15 protein-coding genes are annotated in these 21,309 nt (G+C 41.4%); 4 read left to right on the top strand and 11 right to left on the bottom strand.

Going from position 1 to position 21,309, the window contains the following annotated elements; all coding sequences use genetic code 11:
- Positions 1-717 precede the first annotated feature (717 nt).
- Entirely contained in the window at positions 718-3,678 is a 2,961-nt protein-coding gene (locus tag IZT61_RS09130) for a glycoside hydrolase domain-containing protein (RefSeq protein WP_196100846.1), read from the top strand.
- 250 nt (positions 3,679-3,928) lie between these two features.
- Here IZT61_RS09130 and IZT61_RS09125 read toward each other — a convergent pair whose 3' ends face one another.
- Positions 3,929-4,564: a gluconate 2-dehydrogenase subunit 3 family protein gene (locus IZT61_RS09125; RefSeq protein ID WP_196100845.1), complete on the bottom strand. Its 636-nt coding sequence runs from the start codon at positions 4,562-4,564 to the stop codon at positions 3,929-3,931.
- A gap of 1 nt (position 4,565) precedes the next feature.
- Positions 4,566-6,302 (bottom strand): GMC family oxidoreductase, encoded by a 1,737-nt coding sequence (locus IZT61_RS09120; RefSeq protein WP_196100844.1) that lies wholly within the window; start codon positions 6,300-6,302, stop codon positions 4,566-4,568.
- A gap of 263 nt (positions 6,303-6,565) precedes the next feature.
- Between IZT61_RS09120 and IZT61_RS09115 the strand changes: the two genes are divergently transcribed.
- Positions 6,566-7,768, top strand: a complete 1,203-nt coding sequence (locus IZT61_RS09115) for a class I SAM-dependent methyltransferase (RefSeq protein ID WP_196100843.1) — start codon at positions 6,566-6,568, stop codon at positions 7,766-7,768.
- Positions 7,769-7,869: 101 nt separating this feature from the next.
- Here IZT61_RS09115 and IZT61_RS09110 read toward each other — a convergent pair whose 3' ends face one another.
- Both IZT61_RS09110 and IZT61_RS09105 read right to left on the bottom strand, forming a co-directional pair.
- On the bottom strand, positions 7,870-8,445 hold the full coding sequence (locus IZT61_RS09110) for a murein L,D-transpeptidase catalytic domain-containing protein (RefSeq protein WP_196100842.1): 576 nt from the start codon (positions 8,443-8,445) through the stop codon (positions 7,870-7,872).
- Positions 8,446-8,463: 18 nt separating this feature from the next.
- Entirely contained in the window at positions 8,464-8,826 is a 363-nt protein-coding gene (locus tag IZT61_RS09105) for a DUF1304 domain-containing protein (protein WP_230383915.1), read from the bottom strand.
- Between the two features lie 516 nt (positions 8,827-9,342).
- Here IZT61_RS09105 and dnaK point away from each other — a divergent pair.
- Complete coding sequence (gene dnaK, locus IZT61_RS09100; protein WP_196100841.1) at positions 9,343-11,253, top strand: molecular chaperone DnaK; 1,911 nt, start codon at positions 9,343-9,345, stop codon at positions 11,251-11,253.
- 671 nt (positions 11,254-11,924) lie between these two features.
- Here dnaK and IZT61_RS09095 read toward each other — a convergent pair.
- The 7 genes from IZT61_RS09095 to IZT61_RS09065 all read right to left on the bottom strand — a co-directional run bounded on the left by IZT61_RS09095 (position 11,925) and on the right by IZT61_RS09065 (position 20,481).
- A complete protein-coding gene (locus IZT61_RS09095) occupies positions 11,925-12,998 on the bottom strand; it encodes a phosphotransferase enzyme family protein (protein WP_196100840.1) in 1,074 nt (357 codons plus the stop codon).
- On the bottom strand, positions 12,989-13,888 hold the full coding sequence (locus IZT61_RS09090; RefSeq protein ID WP_196100839.1) for a nucleotidyltransferase family protein: 900 nt from the start codon (positions 13,886-13,888) through the stop codon (positions 12,989-12,991). The genes IZT61_RS09095 and IZT61_RS09090 overlap by 10 nt, the downstream gene beginning before the upstream one ends.
- A 68-nt stretch (positions 13,889-13,956) precedes the next feature.
- Positions 13,957-15,531 carry a helicase HerA-like domain-containing protein gene (locus IZT61_RS09085; RefSeq protein WP_196100838.1) on the bottom strand — a complete coding sequence of 525 codons (1,575 nt, stop codon included), beginning with the start codon at positions 15,529-15,531 and terminating at the stop codon, positions 13,957-13,959.
- A gap of 600 nt (positions 15,532-16,131) precedes the next feature.
- On the bottom strand, positions 16,132-16,428 hold the full coding sequence (locus tag IZT61_RS09080) for a chaperone modulator CbpM (RefSeq protein WP_196100837.1): 297 nt from the start codon (positions 16,426-16,428) through the stop codon (positions 16,132-16,134).
- A 6-nt stretch (positions 16,429-16,434) separates the two neighbouring features.
- Complete coding sequence (locus tag IZT61_RS09075; RefSeq protein ID WP_196100836.1) at positions 16,435-17,331, bottom strand: DnaJ C-terminal domain-containing protein; 897 nt, start codon at positions 17,329-17,331, stop codon at positions 16,435-16,437.
- A gap of 166 nt (positions 17,332-17,497) precedes the next feature.
- Complete coding sequence (locus tag IZT61_RS09070; protein ID WP_196100835.1) at positions 17,498-19,915, bottom strand: alpha/beta hydrolase family protein; 2,418 nt, start codon at positions 19,913-19,915, stop codon at positions 17,498-17,500.
- Positions 19,916-20,064: 149 nt separating this feature from the next.
- The gene (locus IZT61_RS09065; RefSeq protein WP_196100834.1) at positions 20,065-20,481 is read right to left on the bottom strand and encodes a DUF1801 domain-containing protein; all 417 of its coding nucleotides are present in this window, start codon (positions 20,479-20,481) and stop codon (positions 20,065-20,067) included.
- A gap of 326 nt (positions 20,482-20,807) precedes the next feature.
- Here IZT61_RS09065 and IZT61_RS09060 point away from each other — a divergent pair, with 326 nt between their 5' ends.
- Positions 20,808-21,242 (top strand): HTH domain-containing protein, encoded by a 435-nt coding sequence (locus IZT61_RS09060; RefSeq protein ID WP_230383914.1) that lies wholly within the window; start codon positions 20,808-20,810, stop codon positions 21,240-21,242.
- Positions 21,243-21,309: the final 67 nt, after the last annotated feature.

The raw sequence follows: 21,309 nt of genomic DNA, 5'->3' as shown, positions 1-21,309 counted from the left end.
AATGGACTGCTATTGAGCAATCGGTCAAAATGACGATTTTGTATTGTTTCTAAAAACGTCGATGGTACGCACGAAGGATCTCTAAGCGATAAATACCAACGTAAATTGGCGCCACACTCGCCTAATTTGCGAAAGTCGGTGAGGTATTTTAGTTTCTGTGTTGATGGGGTAGGGATTTACTTCGTAGCTGCTTCGCGGTCTTCGCTAAGCTCAGAATGACACTGCGCCGAACCCTTTGTTTTTTTGTCATCCTGAGAAGTAAATTACTGGATAAAAACTAATGTGGAATGACAACGCTTTTTAGAGGAGGGCTGCTAGAAAAGGTCGTCATTTCGAGCGCAGCCGAGAAATCTCTATCCAACGTTCAAAGACTTCTCCCCAATGGACTGCTATTGAGCAATCGGTCAAAATGACGATTTTGTATTGTTTCTAAAAACGTCGATGGTACGCACGAAGGATCTCCAAGCGATGAAATCCTGGCCTGAATAGGCGCACGAACCGAATTGCAAAAAAAACCTGTGAGGTATTTTAGTTTCTGTGTTGGGGTAGGGATTTACTTCGTAGCTGCTTCGCGGTCTTCGCTAGGCTCAGGATGACATTGCGCCGTACCAATGACGAATGAACGAATACAAGCTACACAAACGTTTGACTCATTTTTTCATTACATACCGCTTTTTCAGGCAGGTATCCATAAATTAGCATCAAAACAAATTTGAAATGAAGTTTAAACTTTTGCTATTCTGTGGTTTGCTAGCGCAGCTTTCTTTGCACGCCCAAATCCTAAAATATACTAATGGAAACAATAGCTGGAATCCGGATTCGCTGGGAAATCATCGCGTTGTCGTTCAGTTTTCCGGAACCGGAAATGTAGCGCATGCAAAAATAGATTGGCGCAGGAGGGACGAGAACCCGCAGTTAAAAAAAATCATTATCAAAGACGCTCAGGGCAATAATGCAACTGTTTTAGGGACTGAGAACTTTAGCAGGGAAAGCGCCGACATTTATTTCGAGGCACCGCAAAAAGGCAAATACTATGTTTACTATATGCCTTACACAAACGAGGGCCGAAGCAATTACCCAAAGGGAGTTTATTTAAAGGCAGAAAACAAAGAGTTAAGCAGAGCCAATCATGTTCCTGTAAATACAAGCGTTTTAGAAGTTCAATCTGTTGATGCTTTTAACTCTTTCTATCCGATGGAGGTGATTGCAACTGCAAAAGAAACAGCAGCGATTAAGCGAGAATACTCATCCGAACCTTTTGTGGTTTTTTCAGAAGATAGGATGTATCCAATCAAAATGCAGAATGATCTGCCTTATCGATGGATACAAAAAGGAGTTTCAAATACTTTTTACGGTACAGCGAGCAGGGGCGAGAATTACGCGTTTCAGCTCGGTGTTTATGCTTTGAAGAGCTTAAAGGATGTAAAGGTTACTTTTGCCGATTTGAAGTCATCAACAGGAAAAACGATTCCTGCAAAATTTATCAATTGCTTAAATACAAACGGAACAAGTTACGATAACAAGCCTTTAACTGAAACAGTAAACGTTGCCGTAGGAGAGGTACAACCTATGTGGATAACGATTGATATTCCAAAATCGACATCTGCAGGCATTTATAATGGGAAGTTCACTGTAAAAGCGAATGGCAAATCGAAAACGATTGATGTAAAATTGACTGTTGGCAAAGACGTGTTGGCCGATGCAGGTGTCGGAACTCCGAACAAACAAACGCGATTAACCTGGCTAAACTCTACCATGGCGCAGGCAAATACGGTTGTTGCACCTTACACGCCACTTAAGGTTGATGGGAATATGATATCGCTATTGGGAAGAAAGTTTGAAATTAATGCCGATGGTTTCCCAAAACAGATTCAAACGTTCTTCAATTCAGAAATGACGGCTTATGTTGAGCAACCAAACAACATTTTAGCCGAACCAATCCATTTTCATTTCTTTAACACATCCAAAACGCAAGAAAAATTTACCACCAATAACTTTAGAATTACCAGCAAAGAAGCCGGAACGGTTAAATGGATAGCCACTAATACCTCGCAAAACCTTAAAATGGATATTGAGGCTTCGTTAGAGTTTGATGGTTACGTTCATTATGCGGTAAAGGTTACGGCCTTGAACGATGTGGCTTTTAGTAACGTCGATTTTCACATTCCTTTTAATAAAGCAAGTACAAAATATTTAATGGGCCTCGGCGAAAAGGGCGGCTTTCGGCCAGACACGGTAAAATGGAAATGGGACGTTGCGCATAAAAACCAGGATGCCGTTTGGATTGGGAACGTAAACGCGGGTCTGTACTACAATTTACGCGACGAAAATTATGTCCGCCCGCTAAATACCAACTTTTACCTGCAAAAGCCATTACTGTTGCCAAAATCGTGGGGCAACGACGATAAAGGAGGTATACAGATTAATGTAAAAGGTAGTTCGATGTTGGCTGACAACTTTACTGGTGCCAGAACCATGAAAAAGGGCGATGTGCTTTATTACAATTTCAACCTGCTCATTACGCCTTTCCATTTACTAAATACGGATTTCCAATGGGATAATCGTTTTTACCACAAATACGGCGATCTGGATACCATTAAAGCTACCGGAGCTTCAGTTGTCAACATTCATCATGCTACGCCAATCAACCCGTGGATAAATTATCCTTTTATCGAATGGAAAAAAATGAAGGATTACATTGATGAAGCGCACACCAAAGGTTTGAAAGTTAAAATTTATAACACCGTTCGCGAGTTATCAAACCATGCTTATGAGTGGCCTGCGCTGCGCAGCTTAGGTACCGAAGTGTACTCGCCCGGCAAGGGTGGAGGCTTTAGCTGGCTGCAAGAACATTTAGATTCTAATTATATTGCCGCCTGGTTTGTGCCTGAAATTAAGGATGCAGCGATCATAAACAGTGGCATGAACCGTTGGCACAACTATTATGTAGAAGGAATGAACTGGCTGGTGAACAACGTTGGGATTGACGGCGTTTATCTGGATGATGTGGCTTTTGATCGTGTAACAATGAAAAGGATCAAACGCGTTTTAACACAAGATAATCATCCCGGGATCATCGATTTACACTCAGCCAACCAGTACAATAAAAGCGATGGATTTAATAACAGCGCCATTTTATACATGGAGCATTTTCCTTACTTAAATCGTTTGTGGTTTGGCGAGTATTTCGATTATGAAAAGAACACGCCCGATTTCTTTCTGACCGAGGTGAGTGGAATTCCGTTCGGTTTAATGGGCGAGATGCTGCAAGACGATGGCAATCCGTGGCGGGGAATGATTTACGGCATGACCAGTCGCTTGGGTTGGTCGGATAAAAGCGACCCGAAACCTTTATGGAAAGCCTGGGACAACTTCGGTATTAAAGGTTCAGAAATGATTGGCTATTGGAGCGAAAACTGCCCTGTAAAAACAGACAATCCAAACGTTTTAGCAACTGTTTATAAACAAAAAGGTAAAGCCATGATTGCGCTGGCCAGCTGGAACGAAACTGATACCCAGGTAAACCTGAATATCGATTGGAACAAGTTGGGCTTAAATGCCGACAAGGTAAAAATTTCTGCACCAAATATCGACAAATTTCAAACCGCAGGCGCTTATCGTGATGGAAAGTCGATTCCAGTCGAAAAAGGAAAGGGTTTGATACTGATTTTAGAGTAAATAACGGACGGAAAAAAACCTTCAGTAGTCGTCATTTCGACCGTAGCGGAGAAATCTTTGTAACTTATAGCTTAAAGATTTCTCCATTTCGCTGCGCTCCAGTCGAAATGATGACTAAATGTATGGTTGAAAAGGCGACTGAACATTAAGCCGTAGTTCCATAGCAACGGATGTCCGCAGCCAAAAAAAAGAAGTCAAGTTTTTAAAAACTTGACTTCTTTGGGTTTGAACTCGATTTCCTTATTATCAATTATATCGTTACATTTTGCATACCGTACTGTTTCAATACATCGGCAGGCACGCCAGCCCATTGGTTTGGTGAGTTGCCTACATAACCAATATCTTTTACACCCATTTCGGTGGTGTAAAAGCCAGAAGCAGTTAAATCACGCATTCTGTTAAAGAAAACAACTCCCGGCTGCACCTCAGGCTTTGCCTTATTCGGATAGGCAATTTCATCAACAATGGCTATTTGCTCGGTGGCCGACGCTTCGACAAAAGATTTTTGAAACTTGTTGAAGCAATAAATATCCAGCCATTTTAAGCCGCCGCGCATCGGTATCTTATGTTCGGGAATATCCTTAACAATAAACTCAATAAACTCAGGTACTTTAGCGTCTGACGCACTGCCCGAAACGTCATCTTTTGGAATAATAATATCAGCTAAAACCGTTATGGTAGCCATTTCGTGATCGCTGAAATATTTTACAGATTTGAGCGCTTTATCTCTTTCTACCTCCCACTGCTCGCGTCCGGCCTCTACCTTTGGTTCCTCAACAGGAATCGGTTTGTCACTCGTATTTTCGGGCTGTTTACAGGCTTCAACCAGTACAGCTGTACTCAAAGCGGTTAAGCCCAAAGCCTTTATGGAATCTCGTCTGTTCATGTTAAATGGTTTGTTTTTTCTTTTGAGCTAAAATATATTCTGCAGTTCGCATTGAGAGGGCCAGGATGGTCCAGGTTGCATTTTTATCACCCTGCTGTACAAAAGGGCCGGCATCAACAACAAACAAATTCTTGCAGTCGTGTGCCTGGCAATACTTATTCAGTGCAGATTTTTTAGGGTCGTCGCCCATGCGAATTGTTCCAACCTCGTGAATGATTTTTCCGGGATTTAATAAGCCGTAATTGGTTTCGGGGCCATGAATTTTTGAGGTTACTACGGCGCCCATTTCTTTCATAATGGATAAGAAAGTTTCTTGCATGTGTTTCGCCTGCAAAATTTCTTCTTTTGCCCAGGTGTAGTTGAACCTCAACACAGGTATGCCATATTTATCGACCATATTGGGATCGATTTCGCAATAATTGTCGGCTCTGGCAATTGCAGTTCCACGGCCGGCCATACCAACGCTTGTGCCATAAAAGCGGCGATAATCATCTTTTAAAGATTTGCCATATCCGCCAGCTTCTTTCATTTTGCCATTTCTGTCGGGCACCATGCCGTTCAGTTTGTCCATGCCGCTACCAAATCCATAAGAAGGCATGCCTAAGCCACCACCATATTCGATATGATATCCCCTTGGGAAGTTTAATTTTTTGTTATCAAGCCACCACGGAGAGTAAATGTGAACACTTCCGAGCCCATCTTCGTTATAACGTTTTCTATCCATTAATTGCGGTAGAAAACCGTAAACGCCAGCCCCTGTAGAATCGTGAAGGTATTTTCCGACTACGCCGCTGCTGTTTGCCAGGCCGCCGGGATGCGCTGATGACTTTGAATTAAGGAGAATTCGGGCCGATTCGCATGCACTGGCACCCAAAATAACCAGTTTTCCGTTCACCTGATATTCTTGCAAATCTTTTCTATTCACGTACGAAACGCCTTTTGCCGTGCCGTCTTTATCGGTAATTACCTCACGAACCATCGCGTCGGTAATTACGGTCAAGTTACCCGTTTTTACCGCTGGAATAACGAGGCACGATGATGCCGAGAAATCGCCATAAACCTTGCAACTTCGGCCACACTGGCCGCAATAGAAACAAGGTGCACGATCGTTGTTTCCCTTTATTGCCTCTGTCATAACAGCTCCGCGGCCTGTAATTACTTTTACGCCAGCTTTTTCGGCGCCTTTTTTAATAAATAACTCGTTTAAGCGTGGCTTCGGCGGTTTCATAAAAATACCGTCAGGCTCGTTTTCTATTCCTTCAACCGTTCCGTAAATCCCGATCATGCGATCTACTTTATCGTAAAAAGGCTTAACATCTGCGTAAGTAATAGGCCAGGGGTCTGTCAATCCATCCGTTGGTTTAAAATCCTGTGGCCCCATCCTTAAAGAGATCCTGCCCCAATGGTTGGTACGGCCACCAAGCATCCGTGAGCGAAACCACTCGAATTCCGTTTTGTTTTTCTGCGTATAAGGTTCGCCCTCCAACTCCCAGCCTCCGTACGAAGCATCAAAATCGCCAAAGGGCCTTACTGTTCCTGCGCCACGTCGCGGCGATTCCCAGGGCCATTTCAATTGGTGAGAATCTAAACGGGGATCGAAGTATTGTCCGGCTTCGAGCATTAAAACCTTTTGGCCGGCATTTGCCAGAACGTATGCCGCCATTCCGCCGCCAGCGCCCGAGCCAACAACAATGGCATCGTAAACCGTAGGCGATTTTTTTATCTGAAAGTCACTCATTATATATGTTTGATTCTTTTATTCTTCCTAAAATAATCTTATTTTTTTTAAAATGGAATTCATTTGGCTCTTTGGAATGATTACAGATAGCGATCTTTCAAGTTACGATCTGGATTTAATCATTAATATAACCTGTCGACTATATAAACGAATGTAGTTTAAGTAACTTATTTTGTAGGTTTAAAAGTCGCTCTATTGTTACATTTTCGCATTCACCCAATTCAAAAATAAATTGGTTTATCTTTGTGTTTTAAAACTTATCGATGGTATTTTCAGCACAGATAGAACAGTTTATTTCAGCCATAGAAACGAGCATGGCCGCCCAAAACTTCGTGAAAATTTCTTTGGGAAATTATAAAGGCGATGATGAAGCTTTAAAGCAAATTCTTGTAAGAAGGGTTGTAATAAAACGCGAAGATAAACTGGCCTTTACCTTTCGGTACAAAACCCGCGATGTGGTCAAAAACTTTGCGCCGAATGAAGGCGTGAATTTGATTGCTGAATATTTGCATACCGGATTTAAGATCGGAACGCTTTTTACAACCGAGAAAGACTTAATTTTTGAGGAATTAAACAATGGGAAAATTGTGCTAAGGGAAGTAAAAGCTACTGTAAAAGAAGTGCCCAAAGTGAGCCACGATAAAGAGAAATCTCGATTGATTAGGTCCGAATCGAAAAGATATTTAACGGAGCTGAAGATTACAGATGAAGACGGAAAAGTGTTTAAGAATGCGCAGGATAAGTTCCGTCAGATTAATCATTATATCGAAATATTAAGTTCGCTAATTAAAGAGTTGCCCGAAGGTACAATTAAAAAAGTTGCCGATATGGGCTCGGGCAAGGGTTATTTAACCTTTGCTCTGTACGATTATTTGCACTCTGCTTTGAAGTTGGATGCCGAAGTTGTGGGCGTTGAGTTTCGAAAAGATATGGTTGATTTATGCAATGCCGTTGCGGGGAAATCGGGCTTTGATCAACTAAATTTCGTTGAGGGAACAATTGAGGGCTATAATGCTGAAAATGTAAATTTGTTAATTGCACTTCATGCCTGCGATACGGCTACCGACGACGCCATTTTTAAAGGCATTAAGGCCAATGCCGAATTAATTGTGGTTGCTCCGTGCTGCCATAAGCAAATCCGTAGAGAAATTGAGCAGCATAAAGTTAAGAACGATGTAACGTTTTTAACAAAATATGGTATATTTTTAGAGCGTCAGGCAGAAATGGTTACCGATGGAATCCGTGCGCTGATCCTCGAATATTTCGGATATAAAACGAAGGTTTTTGAATTCATTTCTGATGCGCACACGCCCAAGAATGTGCTTGTGGTTGGAGTTAGAAAGGCTGAAAGCCCAAAACCTAAAGACCAAAGCGAAAGGCAGGCAGAAGTTTTGCAAAAAATTAGAGCGAGCAAAGCTTATTTCGGTATCGGTTACCATCATTTAGAAAAGTTGTTGGAGCTGTAGCATGATGAAATCATCATTCTGTTTAAATTCAGTGTTAAAAAGGTAGTACTTAAGAAAGGTCGTCATTTGAAGCGCAGGCGAGAAATCTTTTATTCCGTTTGTCAAGTATAAATCCAAAGCAAGACTGGCTTTTTCTTGGTCTTTAATAAATCATCGATTTTTTTCATCGTAGCATCTGATAAAACCGGGCAGCCAGCACTTTGTCCGAATAAGGTTTGGGGATAAATTTCTTTATTAGGAACTGGTGTGTAGGAATGCAAGACAACTATTCTTTTAAAAGCATTGCTGTTTGTTTTTTCCAACCCATACATTTTATAGTGGATGTTGATTCCCCAATTGCTATACGAGCGGCCTTTAACGCTAAACTTTCCCAGGGAGGTGCAGTTGCTTCCTACCTCATTGCTGAACACTGGCTTGGTTGCTGTACTTCCACGGCCTACGCCATGAGCGCAAAGCCCCTCAATAATGACTGCTTCTTTCTCAAAATCGTAAACAAAAAGCCTGTTTTTGCCCGAATGAATGCTCATATCAATCATGATGACGAGAGAAGTGTCCATATTATCTTTTTGGCAGAACGCTAATGCAGCACTGATTTTCGATTCGCTTATTTTTTGATGTGCTTGTGGTTTAAAGCTGTAAAGGGTAATAAGAAGAATAAAAAATAGAGCGTTTTTCATGCTTTTATCTTTTCGTAATTACAAATGCAATAAGATCAACGCTACTAATGCGGGTATCGATTGTACGTATAGGATTTTTTTACTGGCTGTTGCTGCACCGTAAATTCCGGCAATGATTACACAGGTTAAGAAGAATACGGCAACATACAATTGCCATTGACGATCGTTTATGCAGAGCGACCAGATTAAGCCTGCTGCCAAAAAACCGTTATACAATCCCTGGTTGGCCGCTAGCGTTTTTGTAGGCACAAACAGATCTTTAGGAATGGTTTTAAACACTTTCGGTGCGCTCGTTGTCCAGGCGAACATTTCTAGCCATAAAATGTAGATGTGTATCATGGCGACAATACCGATGAAAATTTCTGCTGGTAAATGCATCATATGGGATTTTTAAATTAAAGATACGAATAAATCGAAGGATTATCTACTTTTCATTACCGTTGGTTTTAACCAATGTGTTGGGTTTTAATTGATTTGCGGTTAACCTCAGTTTGATAATTATTTCAAGAGAAAAAGCTGCTTTAACTGCATTATTTTGGCATTCCGCCCTGCTAAATTTGATTTGCAAGGTGTCTTTGTGTTTTTAAATGTCTTGTAGCTACTTCTCGGCAACGGCGGGGCAGGTGCTCCCAACGAGATTCAAACTTCCATTTCCGGATTAATTTAGGAACCAAGCTTTCCACTTTGCCTATAATCTTTCTGCTTTCACCTTTCCGCCTTCACCTTTCTGCTTTAGTCTTTAAGCTTTAAGCTAATTTCTGTCATGCTGTCAGTATCAAATCGTGTTGTTTTTTACATTTTATCAGGCTTTTCTTAATATTTACTGCCAAAAACCAATTGGCACAGGCATTGTTTAATAGAGTAGAAATTATATATTAAAAGAGAAATACAAATACAATGGGAAAAATTATTGGAATAGACTTAGGAACAACAAACTCTTGCGTGAGCGTAATGGAGGGCAATGAGCCTGTAGTTATTGCGAACAGCGAGGGTAAACGTACTACACCGTCTATTGTTGCTTTTGCAGAAAACGGTGAGCGTAAAGTTGGCGAGCCTGCTAAACGTCAGGCTATAACCAACCCAACAAAAACAATATATTCAATTAAGCGCTTTATGGGAAACAGCTTCGACGAAAGTGCGAAAGAGGCTGGACGTATTCCTTACAAAGTTGTTAAAGGCGACAACAACACGCCACGTGTTGAAATCGACGATAGAAAATATACTCCACAGGAAATTTCTGCGATGATTCTTCAGAAAATGAAGAAAACTGCTGAGGATTTCTTGGGTCAGGAAGTTACTGAAGCGGTTATTACTGTGCCAGCTTACTTTAACGATGCGCAACGTCAGGCTACTAAAGAGGCTGGTGAAATTGCAGGTTTATCTGTAAAACGTATCATTAACGAACCTACTGCTGCAGCTTTGGCTTATGGCTTGGATAAAGCACATAAAGACATGAAAATTGTTGTGTTTGACTGTGGTGGTGGTACGCATGACGTTTCTGTATTGGAGTTGGGCGATGGTGTTTTTGAAGTAAAATCTACTGATGGTGATACGCACCTTGGTGGTGATGACTTTGACCACGTAATTATCGATTGGTTAACTGACGAATTTAAATCGGAAAACAGCATGGACCTTTCTAAGGATCCGATGGCTTTACAACGTTTAAAAGAAGCTGCTGAGAAAGCTAAGATCGAGTTATCAAGCACAACCTCTACCGAAATTAACTTGCCTTATATTACTGCTGATGCCAGCGGCCCGAAACACTTAGTGCGTACGTTAAGCCGTGCTAAATTTGAGCAATTGGCCGATAGCTTAATCAAACGCACTATCGAACCTTGTAAATCAGCTTTGAAAAATGCGGGTTTAAGCACAAGCGATATCGACGAGATTATTTTAGTTGGTGGTTCAACTCGTATTCCTGCTATTCAGGATGCTGTTAAAGCTTTCTTTGGTAAAGAACCAAGCAAAGGTGTTAACCCTGATGAAGTTGTGGCAATTGGTGCTGCTATTCAAGGTGGTGTGTTAACTGGCGATGTGAAAGATGTATTGTTGCTAGATGTTACGCCTTTATCGTTAGGTATTGAAACAATGGGTGGTGTGATGACCAAATTAATTGAGTCGAACACTACGATACCAACCAAAAAATCGGAAACATTCTCAACTGCAGCTGATAACCAGCCATCTGTAGAGATCCACATTTTACAAGGCGAGCGCCCAATGGCTGCTCAAAACCGTACAATTGGTCGCTTTATTTTAGATGGTATTCCACCAGCACCTCGTGGTGTGCCTCAGATAGAAGTATCGTTCGATATTGATGCTAACGGTATTTTACATGTAAGTGCAAAGGATAAAGCTACTGGTAAAGAGCAAAAAATCCGTATCGAAGCTTCTTCAGGTTTAACTGATGCTGAAATTCAGAAAATGAAGCAAGAAGCTGAAGCAAACGCCGAAGCTGATGCAAAAGCTAAAGAAGAAGTTGATAAAATCAATGCTGCTGATGCTTTAATCTTCTCTACGGAGAAACAATTGAAAGAGTTTGGTGAAAAATTATCTGCTGATAAAAAAGCACCAATCGAATCGGGTTTAGAGAAATTAAAAGCAGCACATGCTTCTCGTAACTTTGCAGACATCGATGCAGCGCAAGCTGAATTACAAAATGCCTGGAACGCAGCGTCAGAAGAAATGTACAAAGCCGGTGAGCAACCTCAAGGTGGTGAACAACCACAAGCTGATGGTCAGCCTCAAGGTGGCGGCGATAACGTTACTGATGTTGATTTTGAAGAAGTAAAGGAAGACGATAAGAAATAGTCTTTAGTCTCAAGTCCTGAGTCGAAAGTCTTGGGAGGATATAGAAAAGCGTTCTGATGAAAATCGGAGCGCTTTTTTTTGTGGGCGTATTTGAGTGTTAAGGTTGGGCTAAAGCCCAGGGAAATGTGTTCTTTTGTTCCGTCGGTTGAAACCGACGGCAAATGCATGCATGGGGGCTAACCTTGCAATAATCGGTTCTGATAGGTTAATTTTTAGGGTATTGCTTTGTTCTCCAAATGCATGCATGGGGGCTAACCTTGCAATCGGTTCTGATAGCTTAATTTTAGGACAGTGCTTCTTCCTATTGCCGTCAGTTTCAACCGACTGTATTTTAGTGCAAAGTGCTTTCGGTTGGTCCCCATTGCCGTCGGTTTCAACCGACGGTAATATATGCCTAGCCTGCAATCTATTCTGATAGCTTAATTTTAGGGTAGTGCTTCGCCCTCATTGCCGTCGGTTTCAACCGACTGTATTTTAGTGCAAAGTGCTTTCGGTTGGTCTCATTGCCGTCGGTTTCAACCGACGGTATTTAGTGCAAAGCGCTTTTAGTTTGTCCTCATTGCCGTCGGTTTCAACCGACGGTAATATATGCCTAGCCTGCAATCTATTCTGATAGCTTATTTTTAGGCTACTGCTTTGTTCTCCTTGCCGTCGGTTTCAACCGACGCACCTCATAAATTCGCCTCAATAATATCTTGTAATTCCTTCTCGTTTACCGATAGCTCGTGAAGTAAAGCAAATTGATTTTTGGCCCGATCCAGATTTTGCGTCGGGTAATTGATAGGGTAGTAGACATCGCCATTCAAGAAATCGGTTAAAAACCGCAACGCCTGCATATAGATGATATATCGGCCAGAAAATAAGATAAGTTCTTTTTCGGTAGGAGTTAAGATATCCTTCATTTCTGATAAATAACCCTTAACGGTAGCTTCAAAGTAAGGCAAGCGGATTTTAATCTTGCTCAAATCCGTTTCATTTTCAGAAAAAGCACATAAATACGTCCGCATCATGTCGCCCAAATCCGAAACAAATTTGCCTGGCATAATGGTATCTAAATCTATAACGCAAACACCGGTAAATGTTCTATCGTTTAATAATACGTTGCTGATTTTCGTATCATGGTGCATTACGCGGTCCGGGAAATCGGTGCGATGTGAATACGATTTAAAATGGTCAAGAATGTACCTATGTCTTAAGGCGCCATCTATTTCGGTTTTTGCCAGTTCTTTCAGCTCGTCTGATGTTTCAGTTAAAACAGTGCTGAACTGCTCGAAGCGTAAATCCAGATCGTGAAAGCGCGGAATGGTATCTTCCAGCATCGATGCATCAAAGTTGTTCAACAAACGGCTCAGTTTGCCGAATTGTTTGGCTGCTTCGTATGCTTGCTTTGGATCGGTTAAAACATCTAACGAAACCGTATCGGGCACAAAAGGAAGCATGCGCCAGTATGCTCCCTTTACAAAGGCCATTTCCTCGCCATCAATTGTCGAAACGGGCTCAATAAACAGGTAGTCGCTATAGTTTGATTTCAGGTAACTTCCAACAGCTTTGAGGTTGGTTGCAATGGTCTGCGGATTTTTAAATACCGCTGTATTAATGTTTTGAAGTATAAATTTTTTATGGGCAGATACAGGCGCAAGCAAATAAGTACGGTTAATTAAACCCGTACCTATTTGTGTTATTTCTGTATCTTCTTTAGTGTATCCGTAGGCGCTTAAAACTTCGGAATCTAAATTTAACTCCATAGTTTTTCCGGGTACGTTCCGTTTTCAACCAATTGGTTTATACTGTCCTGAACATAAGGTTTATCTTCTTTATAGGTTACGCCAAACCATTTATTTGATGTAGGCACAACTTTAAAGGTTGCCTGACCACTTTTTACCAGACTTTCGCCTATTAATGGAATAAAAAATTCAGCTTTTGGCTTGTCCTTGTTTGCCTGTGCAAATTCAACGAAAAGCTTTTCCGTAATGTTGAAAACCGCGGGAGTAAAGCCCCAAAAGTTCATCGAAACCGGGGTATCGAAGCTCAGTGGAAATTCCTCACCATCTTCTTCGTAAAAGATTTTTCCGTCTTTTGGATAAACCTTTGTCCGTTCTACAATTTCTTCTAAATTGCCTGATGCGTCTACCTTGCAAACACCGCGAGACACGGCGCCAAACTCCGAAAGTGTTTTTCCGATCTCATAGCCTATAATAGAGTAATTGCTATCTGTAGCCTCGGTGGTTAAGAAATCGACCATCTTTTTAAAAGCGTCAAATCCATAATAATCGTCGGCGTTGATTACACAAAATGGTTCTTTAACCACTTTTCTTCCAGATAAAATTGCATGGGCAGTTCCCCAGGGCTTTTCTCTGTAAATTTCTTCTTCGATACCAAATTGAGTTAAATCGAAATTCTGAAAAACGTAATCAGTTTCAATTCTTCCGTTCAATTTAGGCTCGAAAATCGATTTAAAATTTTCTACAAATTCTTCTTTGATGATGAATACAACTTTGCCAAATCCGGCGTTAATTGCATCATATATCGAGTAATCGATGATGGTTTCACCATTAGGTCCAAATCCATCAATCTGTTTCATACTTCCGTAACGGCTTGCCATACCTGCAGCCAATATTAATAGGGTAGGTTTCATATTGCTAAAATAGTGTTTTGAGCGTTAAATTTCATATAGGTATTTTGTACTATTGGGTTATGTAATTGTTAAAGGCCGAATAAACCGCCGCCACTCCTTGTTCGTGTTTTTTTCCCGGTTAACATACCAAATATTCCCCTAACAATTTCTTTGCCGATTTGACGGGTAATTGTGGCGCCCATTACTTGTTCAACCAGGCTTTTTTCGCCCGGCTTTGGCTTACTATCTATCGCTTCTTGCTCTTTGGCATCGGCCTCTGCCTTTACCTGCTCTTCGGCCGCCGTCTGCTCGTTTATACGCTTTGTTAGTATATCATATGCACTTTCCGGATCGGATGTTTCTTTGTATTTGTTATACATCGCACTTGCGTTTACCAGGCGCTCGAAATCGGCCGATGTTAGTGGACCCATTACTGCCCGAGGTGGCGTTAGCATGGTTGCAGACACCTCTGTTGGTATCCCTTTCTCGTTTAATACAGTAACCAGAGCTTGCCCCGTTCCAAGCGCAGTTAGCACTTTATCTATTTCGTAAAAATCAGACTTTGGATAAGTGTTAACCGTTTTTCTCAGTGCATCGACATCGTTCGGCGTAAATGCCCTTAGCGCATGCTGTACGCGGTTGCCCAACTGACTTAATACGCTTTGAGGTATATCTGTTGGGGCCTGGGTACAAAAGAACACGCCAACTCCCTTCGATCTGATGAGCCGAATGATAGTTTCAATTTGCTCTAAAAATGTTTTCGATGAATTATTGAACAGTAAGTGAGCCTCATCGAAAAAGAAAACCAACTTGGGCTTGTCCAAATCGCCCACTTCGGGCAACGTATTAAAGAGCTCGGCGAGCAAGCTTAACAGAAATGTAGAATATAAAACGGGCTGATTTTGTACATCGGCAATATTTAACAGACTGATTACGCCCTTGCCATCTATACGCTCAAATAAATCGTCGGCATCGAAAGATTTTTCTCCAAACATTCCGGCCAGCCCTTGCTGTTCGATAGCCACAATTTTTCGTAAAATGGTGCTCGATGTTGCACCCGAGATACTGCCGTAACTTTCCTTTATTTCCTTCGCACCTGCACCCGCCGAAAGGTAAGAAAGCAGTTTTTTCAGATCATTCAAATCGATTATGGGCATTTTGTTATCGTCGGCATATTTGAAAATTACCGCCATAACGCCCGCCTGGGTATCATTCAAATCTAAAACCTTCGAAAGTAGCGTTGGCCCAAACTCTAATACCGTTGCCCGCATTTGTGCACCGAGTTTGCCAGAAAGTGAAAAAACCTCGATTGGGAAGCCTGTTGGCGTAAAGGTTTTGTTGAGTTGCGCTGCTCTTTCCTCAATTTTGGGGTTGATACTGCCAGGTTGGTTCAATCCGGATAAGTCGCCTTTCACATCGAGCATAAAAACCGGAACACCAGCGTCTGATAGTTGCTCGGCCAATAATTGCAGTGTACGTGTTTTTCCTGTGCCTGTTGCACCGGCAATCAGCCCGTGCCTGTTCATCATTTTTAGCGACAAGTTCACCTCGGCATCGCTATAAACGCTACCGCCTAATATGCCGGCACCTAAATAAATAGATGAGCCTTGAGGCGCATAGGATGCCTTTATTTTTTCGATGAATTTTGAAGAAAGATCGCTCATTCGTAATAATTAGATTGCCAATTTAAGAAACTAATATTAAAAAAAGGGGCATTTTTGTTTAAGTTTTAACCGAATTCCTACGCAAACGATTGATTAACATGGGTTTTTGGTGCATTGGTCATTGAGTCATCCGATGAATATTAGCGATATGTCGATATTCATCGGATGACTGACATTGGTCAATTGGTTCATTGGTCATTGAGTCATCCGATGAATATAAGCGATATGTCGATATTCATCGGATGACTGACATTGGTCATTGGTTCATTAGTTCATTGGTCATTGAGTCATCCGATGAATATAAGCGGTATGTCGATATTCATCGGATGACTGACATTGGTCAATTGGTTCATTAGTTATTGAGTCATCCGATGAATATAAGCGGCATGTCGATATTCATCGGATGACTGACATTGGTCATTGGTTCATTGGTCATTAAGTCATCCGATGAATATAAGCGGCATGTCGATATTCATCGGATGACTGACATTGGTCATTGGTTCATTAGTTATTGAGTCATCCGATGAATATAAGCGGCATGTCGATATTCATCGGATGACTGACATTGGTCAATTGGTTCATTAGTCAGTTGCCCACTGCCTACTGCATTTGTTTGTAATAGTTCAACTCATTCTTTAATGAACTCATCTCCTCCTGCATATTGTTAAGCTGTTCTAGCAAGTGAGAAACGGCATGAAGGCCCTCGAAATTAATGTCTAAATCGTGACTTAAACGTAAAAAACGCTCGAGCTTTGTCAGCTCATCAGCATTTAAGAAGAATGTTTGTTTCACCACTGTGGTTTGGATGAGGCCAACATCTTCAAGTGATTTAATGAAGTTGATTTCGATCTGATGGTGGGCGCATATATCTTCTATCGCTATTAATTTATTTTCCATATCTGGTTAGGTTTTGGAAAGTTTTTCGAAAAGTTCTTTTTGTGTAGCATTCAGGTTGGTTGGTAGTTTTACCTGCCATTTAATGTACAAATCGCCAAACTGGTTTTCTTTTTTGTAAACAGGAAAACCTTTTCCCTTAAGGCGAAGGGTGGTATCGGGCTGCGTACCTTCGGGTATCTTCAGCTTAACCTTGCCATTTAAGGTTTCTACTATTTTTTCGCCACCCAAAATTGCTGTGTACAAATCGATTTCTTCCTGAATGTAAATGTCGTTTCCCTTTCGCTTAAAGGTAGGGTGATCGGCAATATTGAACGTGATGTACAAATCGCCCGGAGGGCCATTGTTTACACCGGGTGCGCCATAGCCCGATAATTTGATCTTTTGACCATTTTGCACCCCGGCCGGAATAGTTATGCGTACCTGTTTACCGTTTACGGTTAAAGTTTGTTTATGAGTGGTGTAGGCATCGAGCAGGTTGAGCTGCAAATCGGCATTATAATCCTGCCCCTTAAAAGGAGAATTTCTGCCACTTCGGCCGCCGCCACCGCCAAACATCGAAGAAAAAAAGTCTGAAAAGTCTTCACCGCCGAAGCCACCCGAATAACCTCCGCCCGAATAGCCGCCGCTTTGCGATTGGTATTGCCTGCGTTGTTGTTCCTGCGCATCTAACTGATCGGCATGTTGCCAGTCTTTACCGTATTTATCGTACTTTTTCCGTTTCTCAGGATCGCTTAAAACTTCGTTTGCTTCATTAATCTGCTGGAACTTCTTGTTGGCCTCTTCATTATTCGGATTTAAATCCGGATGATACTTCCGGGCTAATTTTCGGTAGGCCTTTTTAACGTCGTCTGTCGAAGCATCTTTCTTTAAATCGAGGATTTTATAATAGTCTATGTAGTCCATAATCTGTAAACAAAATATTGATGGCAATGTTCAATTTGCTTGTTTAAAGGTACAGGTTAAATTCAACTTTTTAAGGTGCTGTGCAACCTTAATGGTGTTTTTTAATTTTTGAACACAAAAAAAATGCCCCATTTTGGGGCATTCGTATTCTTAACCGAAATTTGAATTACTTTTTGTTTTTTACATATTTTTCAAGCCACTGGTCTTGCTCCCAAAGGGCGTGCAAAATGTTTTCTTTGCCACGGTAACCATGCGCCTCGTAAGGTAAAAACACAAAGCGAACGGTACCCCCGGCGCCTTTTATTGCGGCAAACAAACGCTCGCTGTTAATAGGGTAGGTTCCGGTATTGTCATCGGCATCGCCATGTATCAATAATAAAGGTGTTTTAATTTTATCAGCATAGCTAAACGGGCTCATTTCGTAGTAAAGCTGCGGTGCCTGCCAATAGGTACGGTCTTCGTTTTGGAAACCGAATGGGGTTAACGTACGGTTATATGCACCACTACGTGCAATGCCAGCAGCAAACAAGTTGGTGTGCGCCAAAAGGTTAGCCGTCATAAACGCCCCATAACTGTGGCCACCTACGGCCATCCTCTTTTTATCACCCACACCCAGGTCGGCCAGTTTATTAATGGCTGCTTCCGCATTCAGCTTTAATTGCTCCACAAAAGTATCGTTGGGCTTTTTACCGTCTTTTGCTACAATCGGCATTTCGGCATTATCTAAAACGGCATAGCCACGCGTTACCCAATAAATTGGCGAGCCCCACGAAATTGACGTAAACTTGTCTTTCGAGCCACGAATTTGTGCTGCATCGGCTGCCGAGTTAAATTCGCGTGGGTAAGCCCAAATTAAAGCGGGCAAAGGTCCATCTTTCTCTTTGTTGTAGCCTTTTGGTAAGTAAAGGTTGCCCGTTAAATCGATACCATCAGCACGTTTATAAGAGATTTTTTCTTTGGTAATACCTTCAAGCGATGGATACGGATTGGCAAAGTTTGTTACCGGTTGATCGGCTATTCTCAATACCAAATTCTTGATGTAAAAATTCGGAACCAATGTTTGACTTTCTTTGCTGGTTAGCAAAACCAATTTATCCGGGTCGATAACCTCTTGCACATACTCGAAAGTACCTTCTGCACTTCTCCAGATGATGTCATTCTTTTTAGTAGTGAGATCGAATTTGGCAAGGAAAGGCAAATCGCCCTTTTCAGACGAGCCCACAGGGTTGTTCATTAACAACTTGGTGCCATTGTCGACAGTATGAATCACTTGTCTGCCATACTTGTTTTTTGAAGTTACAGGCGAACCAGGATTTCCATAGGCATCTGTTTGGTTGCGGCTGTAAAGTTCTTCTACGGCGCCGGTTGTTGGGTTAAACCTGCTTACCTTATTGGTTTGTTTGCTGCGTAAGCCTTCGTAAATAAGGGCCAGGGTTGCATCGCCCCATTGAACGCTGCGGTAACGCGTTTCGGTTTTAAAAATTTCTTTTTCGGCGCCGGTAAAGGGTGCGCTAAGCGAATAAACTGCGTCATGAAAAGGCACTTGTTTTTTAATTAGCCCACTATCAAGCGGTTTGGCCCAAATAACGGTTGCCGGCTGGTCGTCTCTCCAATCGAAACCACGCGGTACATTTTGCGTATTGTCGTAACCAGAAGGCGTTCCTTCTGATGAAGGGAGCTCAGCAATAACCTTAACGGTTTTACCTGCCAAATTGGTTATGGCAACGGTTGATGGAAATCCAGAAGCAGTTACCAAATAAGAGAAGGGTTTGCGAATCGTTTCAACCATCATATACGCTTTATCGGGCGATAGGTTTACCCTTGCATAAATAGCTGGCTTACCAATTGGGGTTTCTGTGCCAGCCGTGTTTTTTACCAATTGCGACGTGGCAAAAAATTCGAACAATTGCTCGTCGAACGGCGACTTAATTAAATCCTGATAGGTTACACTTGGAGACACCTTACCCAAATTCTGCTGTACCGTTGGGCCTTTTGGCGTTAGCGGCCTTGTAGGCGCAGCACTTGCCGGCTTCGTTACCGCACGATAAATAATGGTGTTGTCGTTAAGCCAGGTCAAGCCGCTACCTAAAACGGTATTCAGGTACGACTTGTTTATTTTGGTTGCCTTTTTGGCGTTGATATCAATAAGGTATAAGTCTACACCTTTTTGTGTGGTGTTGGTAAAGGCAATTTTGTTTTCTGAAGGATTCCAGATTACGTTGCTTGCATACATTGGACTTGGCAGCCCCGCAACCTGAAAGGTTTGGTTAGACTTAATGTTTTTTAAGCTGAAGTTGTTTATAAAGTTTTGCCTGCTGGGCGAATAATTGTTCGGGTTTAACCTCAGTCCGGCAATCCTGTACTCGGGCCTTGCCAGTTCTTCAACAGAGGGGTAGGAGTTTCGCTCGCTAAACAGCATCCATTGGGCTTTGCCATCAAGACTGATGCTTGGCGTAGGTTTTGCCAATAATAAATCGGCAATTTCTTTCGGTGGCGTTTGATAATTGATGGCATCTTGTGCTTGTGCATTTAAAGAAACGCAAGAGCCGGTTATTAATAAATAGAGGTAAAGTTTTTTAATCATTAGTTAGTTCGTTTGAAGATTAATTGAAATACTCAAATATAAAAAAAATAAGCTCAGCCCAAGTAATTTGTCGCTTATAATAATACAGAAGTAGTTTTTGAAAAGGAGGAAACACAAACCGGAATGGCTTATCCACAAAAAGTGAAAATCTAGGGGTAAGTACTTTTTATTTCGTTTACCGAGTTTTCGATCATCTTTTTAAAAACATCTGCATCCACATCGCTCAACTTATTAATGTAAACACAGGCTTTGCCCGTTTTATGCTTGCCAAATTCGGCGAGTAATTGTTCGCGATTTTTAAACTGGGCAGAAAAATAGAGCGCTATTTCTTTCTTTCTCGGCGAGAAACCAGCCAGAGGCGCATCGCCCGCTCTACCGCTTTCATATCTATAATGGTAACTGCCAAAACCAATAATTGCCGATCCCCACATTTTAGCTTCAAAGCCTGTAGACTCACTCATTATTTCTACGATTTTAAAGCAATCGCTTCTTTTTGCGTCGTCTTCTATTGTGTTTAAAAAATCAATAACGCTGTTATCGTTTTCCTTGGTTTTATTTTCAGCCATTTTCAATTTCTAATACTTGAAGATATGCATTTCATCGCATTTTAGTTTTCTACTTTATAAATATGGTTAACGTTGCTGGCGCTATCACTATAGTGGTTCAAAATTTTATTGCTATTTTGGAGGAGAAGTTCATTTCCGTGAAAGACAGCATGCACAGTTGTTCGGGAGTTTGATACCTTTTTAACCGAAATTTGTACCTTTTTTACCCTGAAATGTTGACAAATGTCAAAAAAACACATCCTTTTCACATATTTATACAGTTTTTGTTAAATTAGCTATCAAATCGTCCACAGTCCTGATTTAATTTATTTTTTTATTTGAAAAAAATGATTAATTCAATGGTAGCACAATTAAAACAAGGGGAAATTCTAGAGCGTTTGGTGCGCAGAGATAGAATGGGAATTAGTGAGCTTTCTAGAAAGCTAAATGTAAGTCGTAGAACAATTTACAATTGGTTTCGCCAAGACAGGTTAAATCAGGTTGTGATTTGGCAAGTTTGTAAATTATTGGGCCAGGATATCTCAACGGCATTTCCTGATGCATTTATTGAATACAATGCTGAGCAGGAGAGCAGAACTGCAGAACAAGATCTTTTAGGCACTGAAACAAACTCGGTTTATTTTTGGATGAATAAATACATTCATCTCTTAGAAAAATACAACGATCTTTTGGCTGATGAAAAGCAGGGCACACTGAATGATAAAGTGAGCAAGGATTATTCTCTTGGCGACAAAAGGCCGGATACTTTCCTTTATCAGTAGCCTTTTTTTGCAGCTATTTAATGAATTGTGCTTTCGCAATTTGTACAAAACTGCGAAAAAAACTGTC

This window comes from Pedobacter endophyticus, assembly GCF_015679185.1.
In the GTDB taxonomy this organism is placed as follows: domain Bacteria; phylum Bacteroidota; class Bacteroidia; order Sphingobacteriales; family Sphingobacteriaceae; genus Pedobacter; species Pedobacter endophyticus.
Note: the sequence above shows the minus strand (reverse complement) of the source record. Positions and strands in the feature narration are given on the sequence as shown.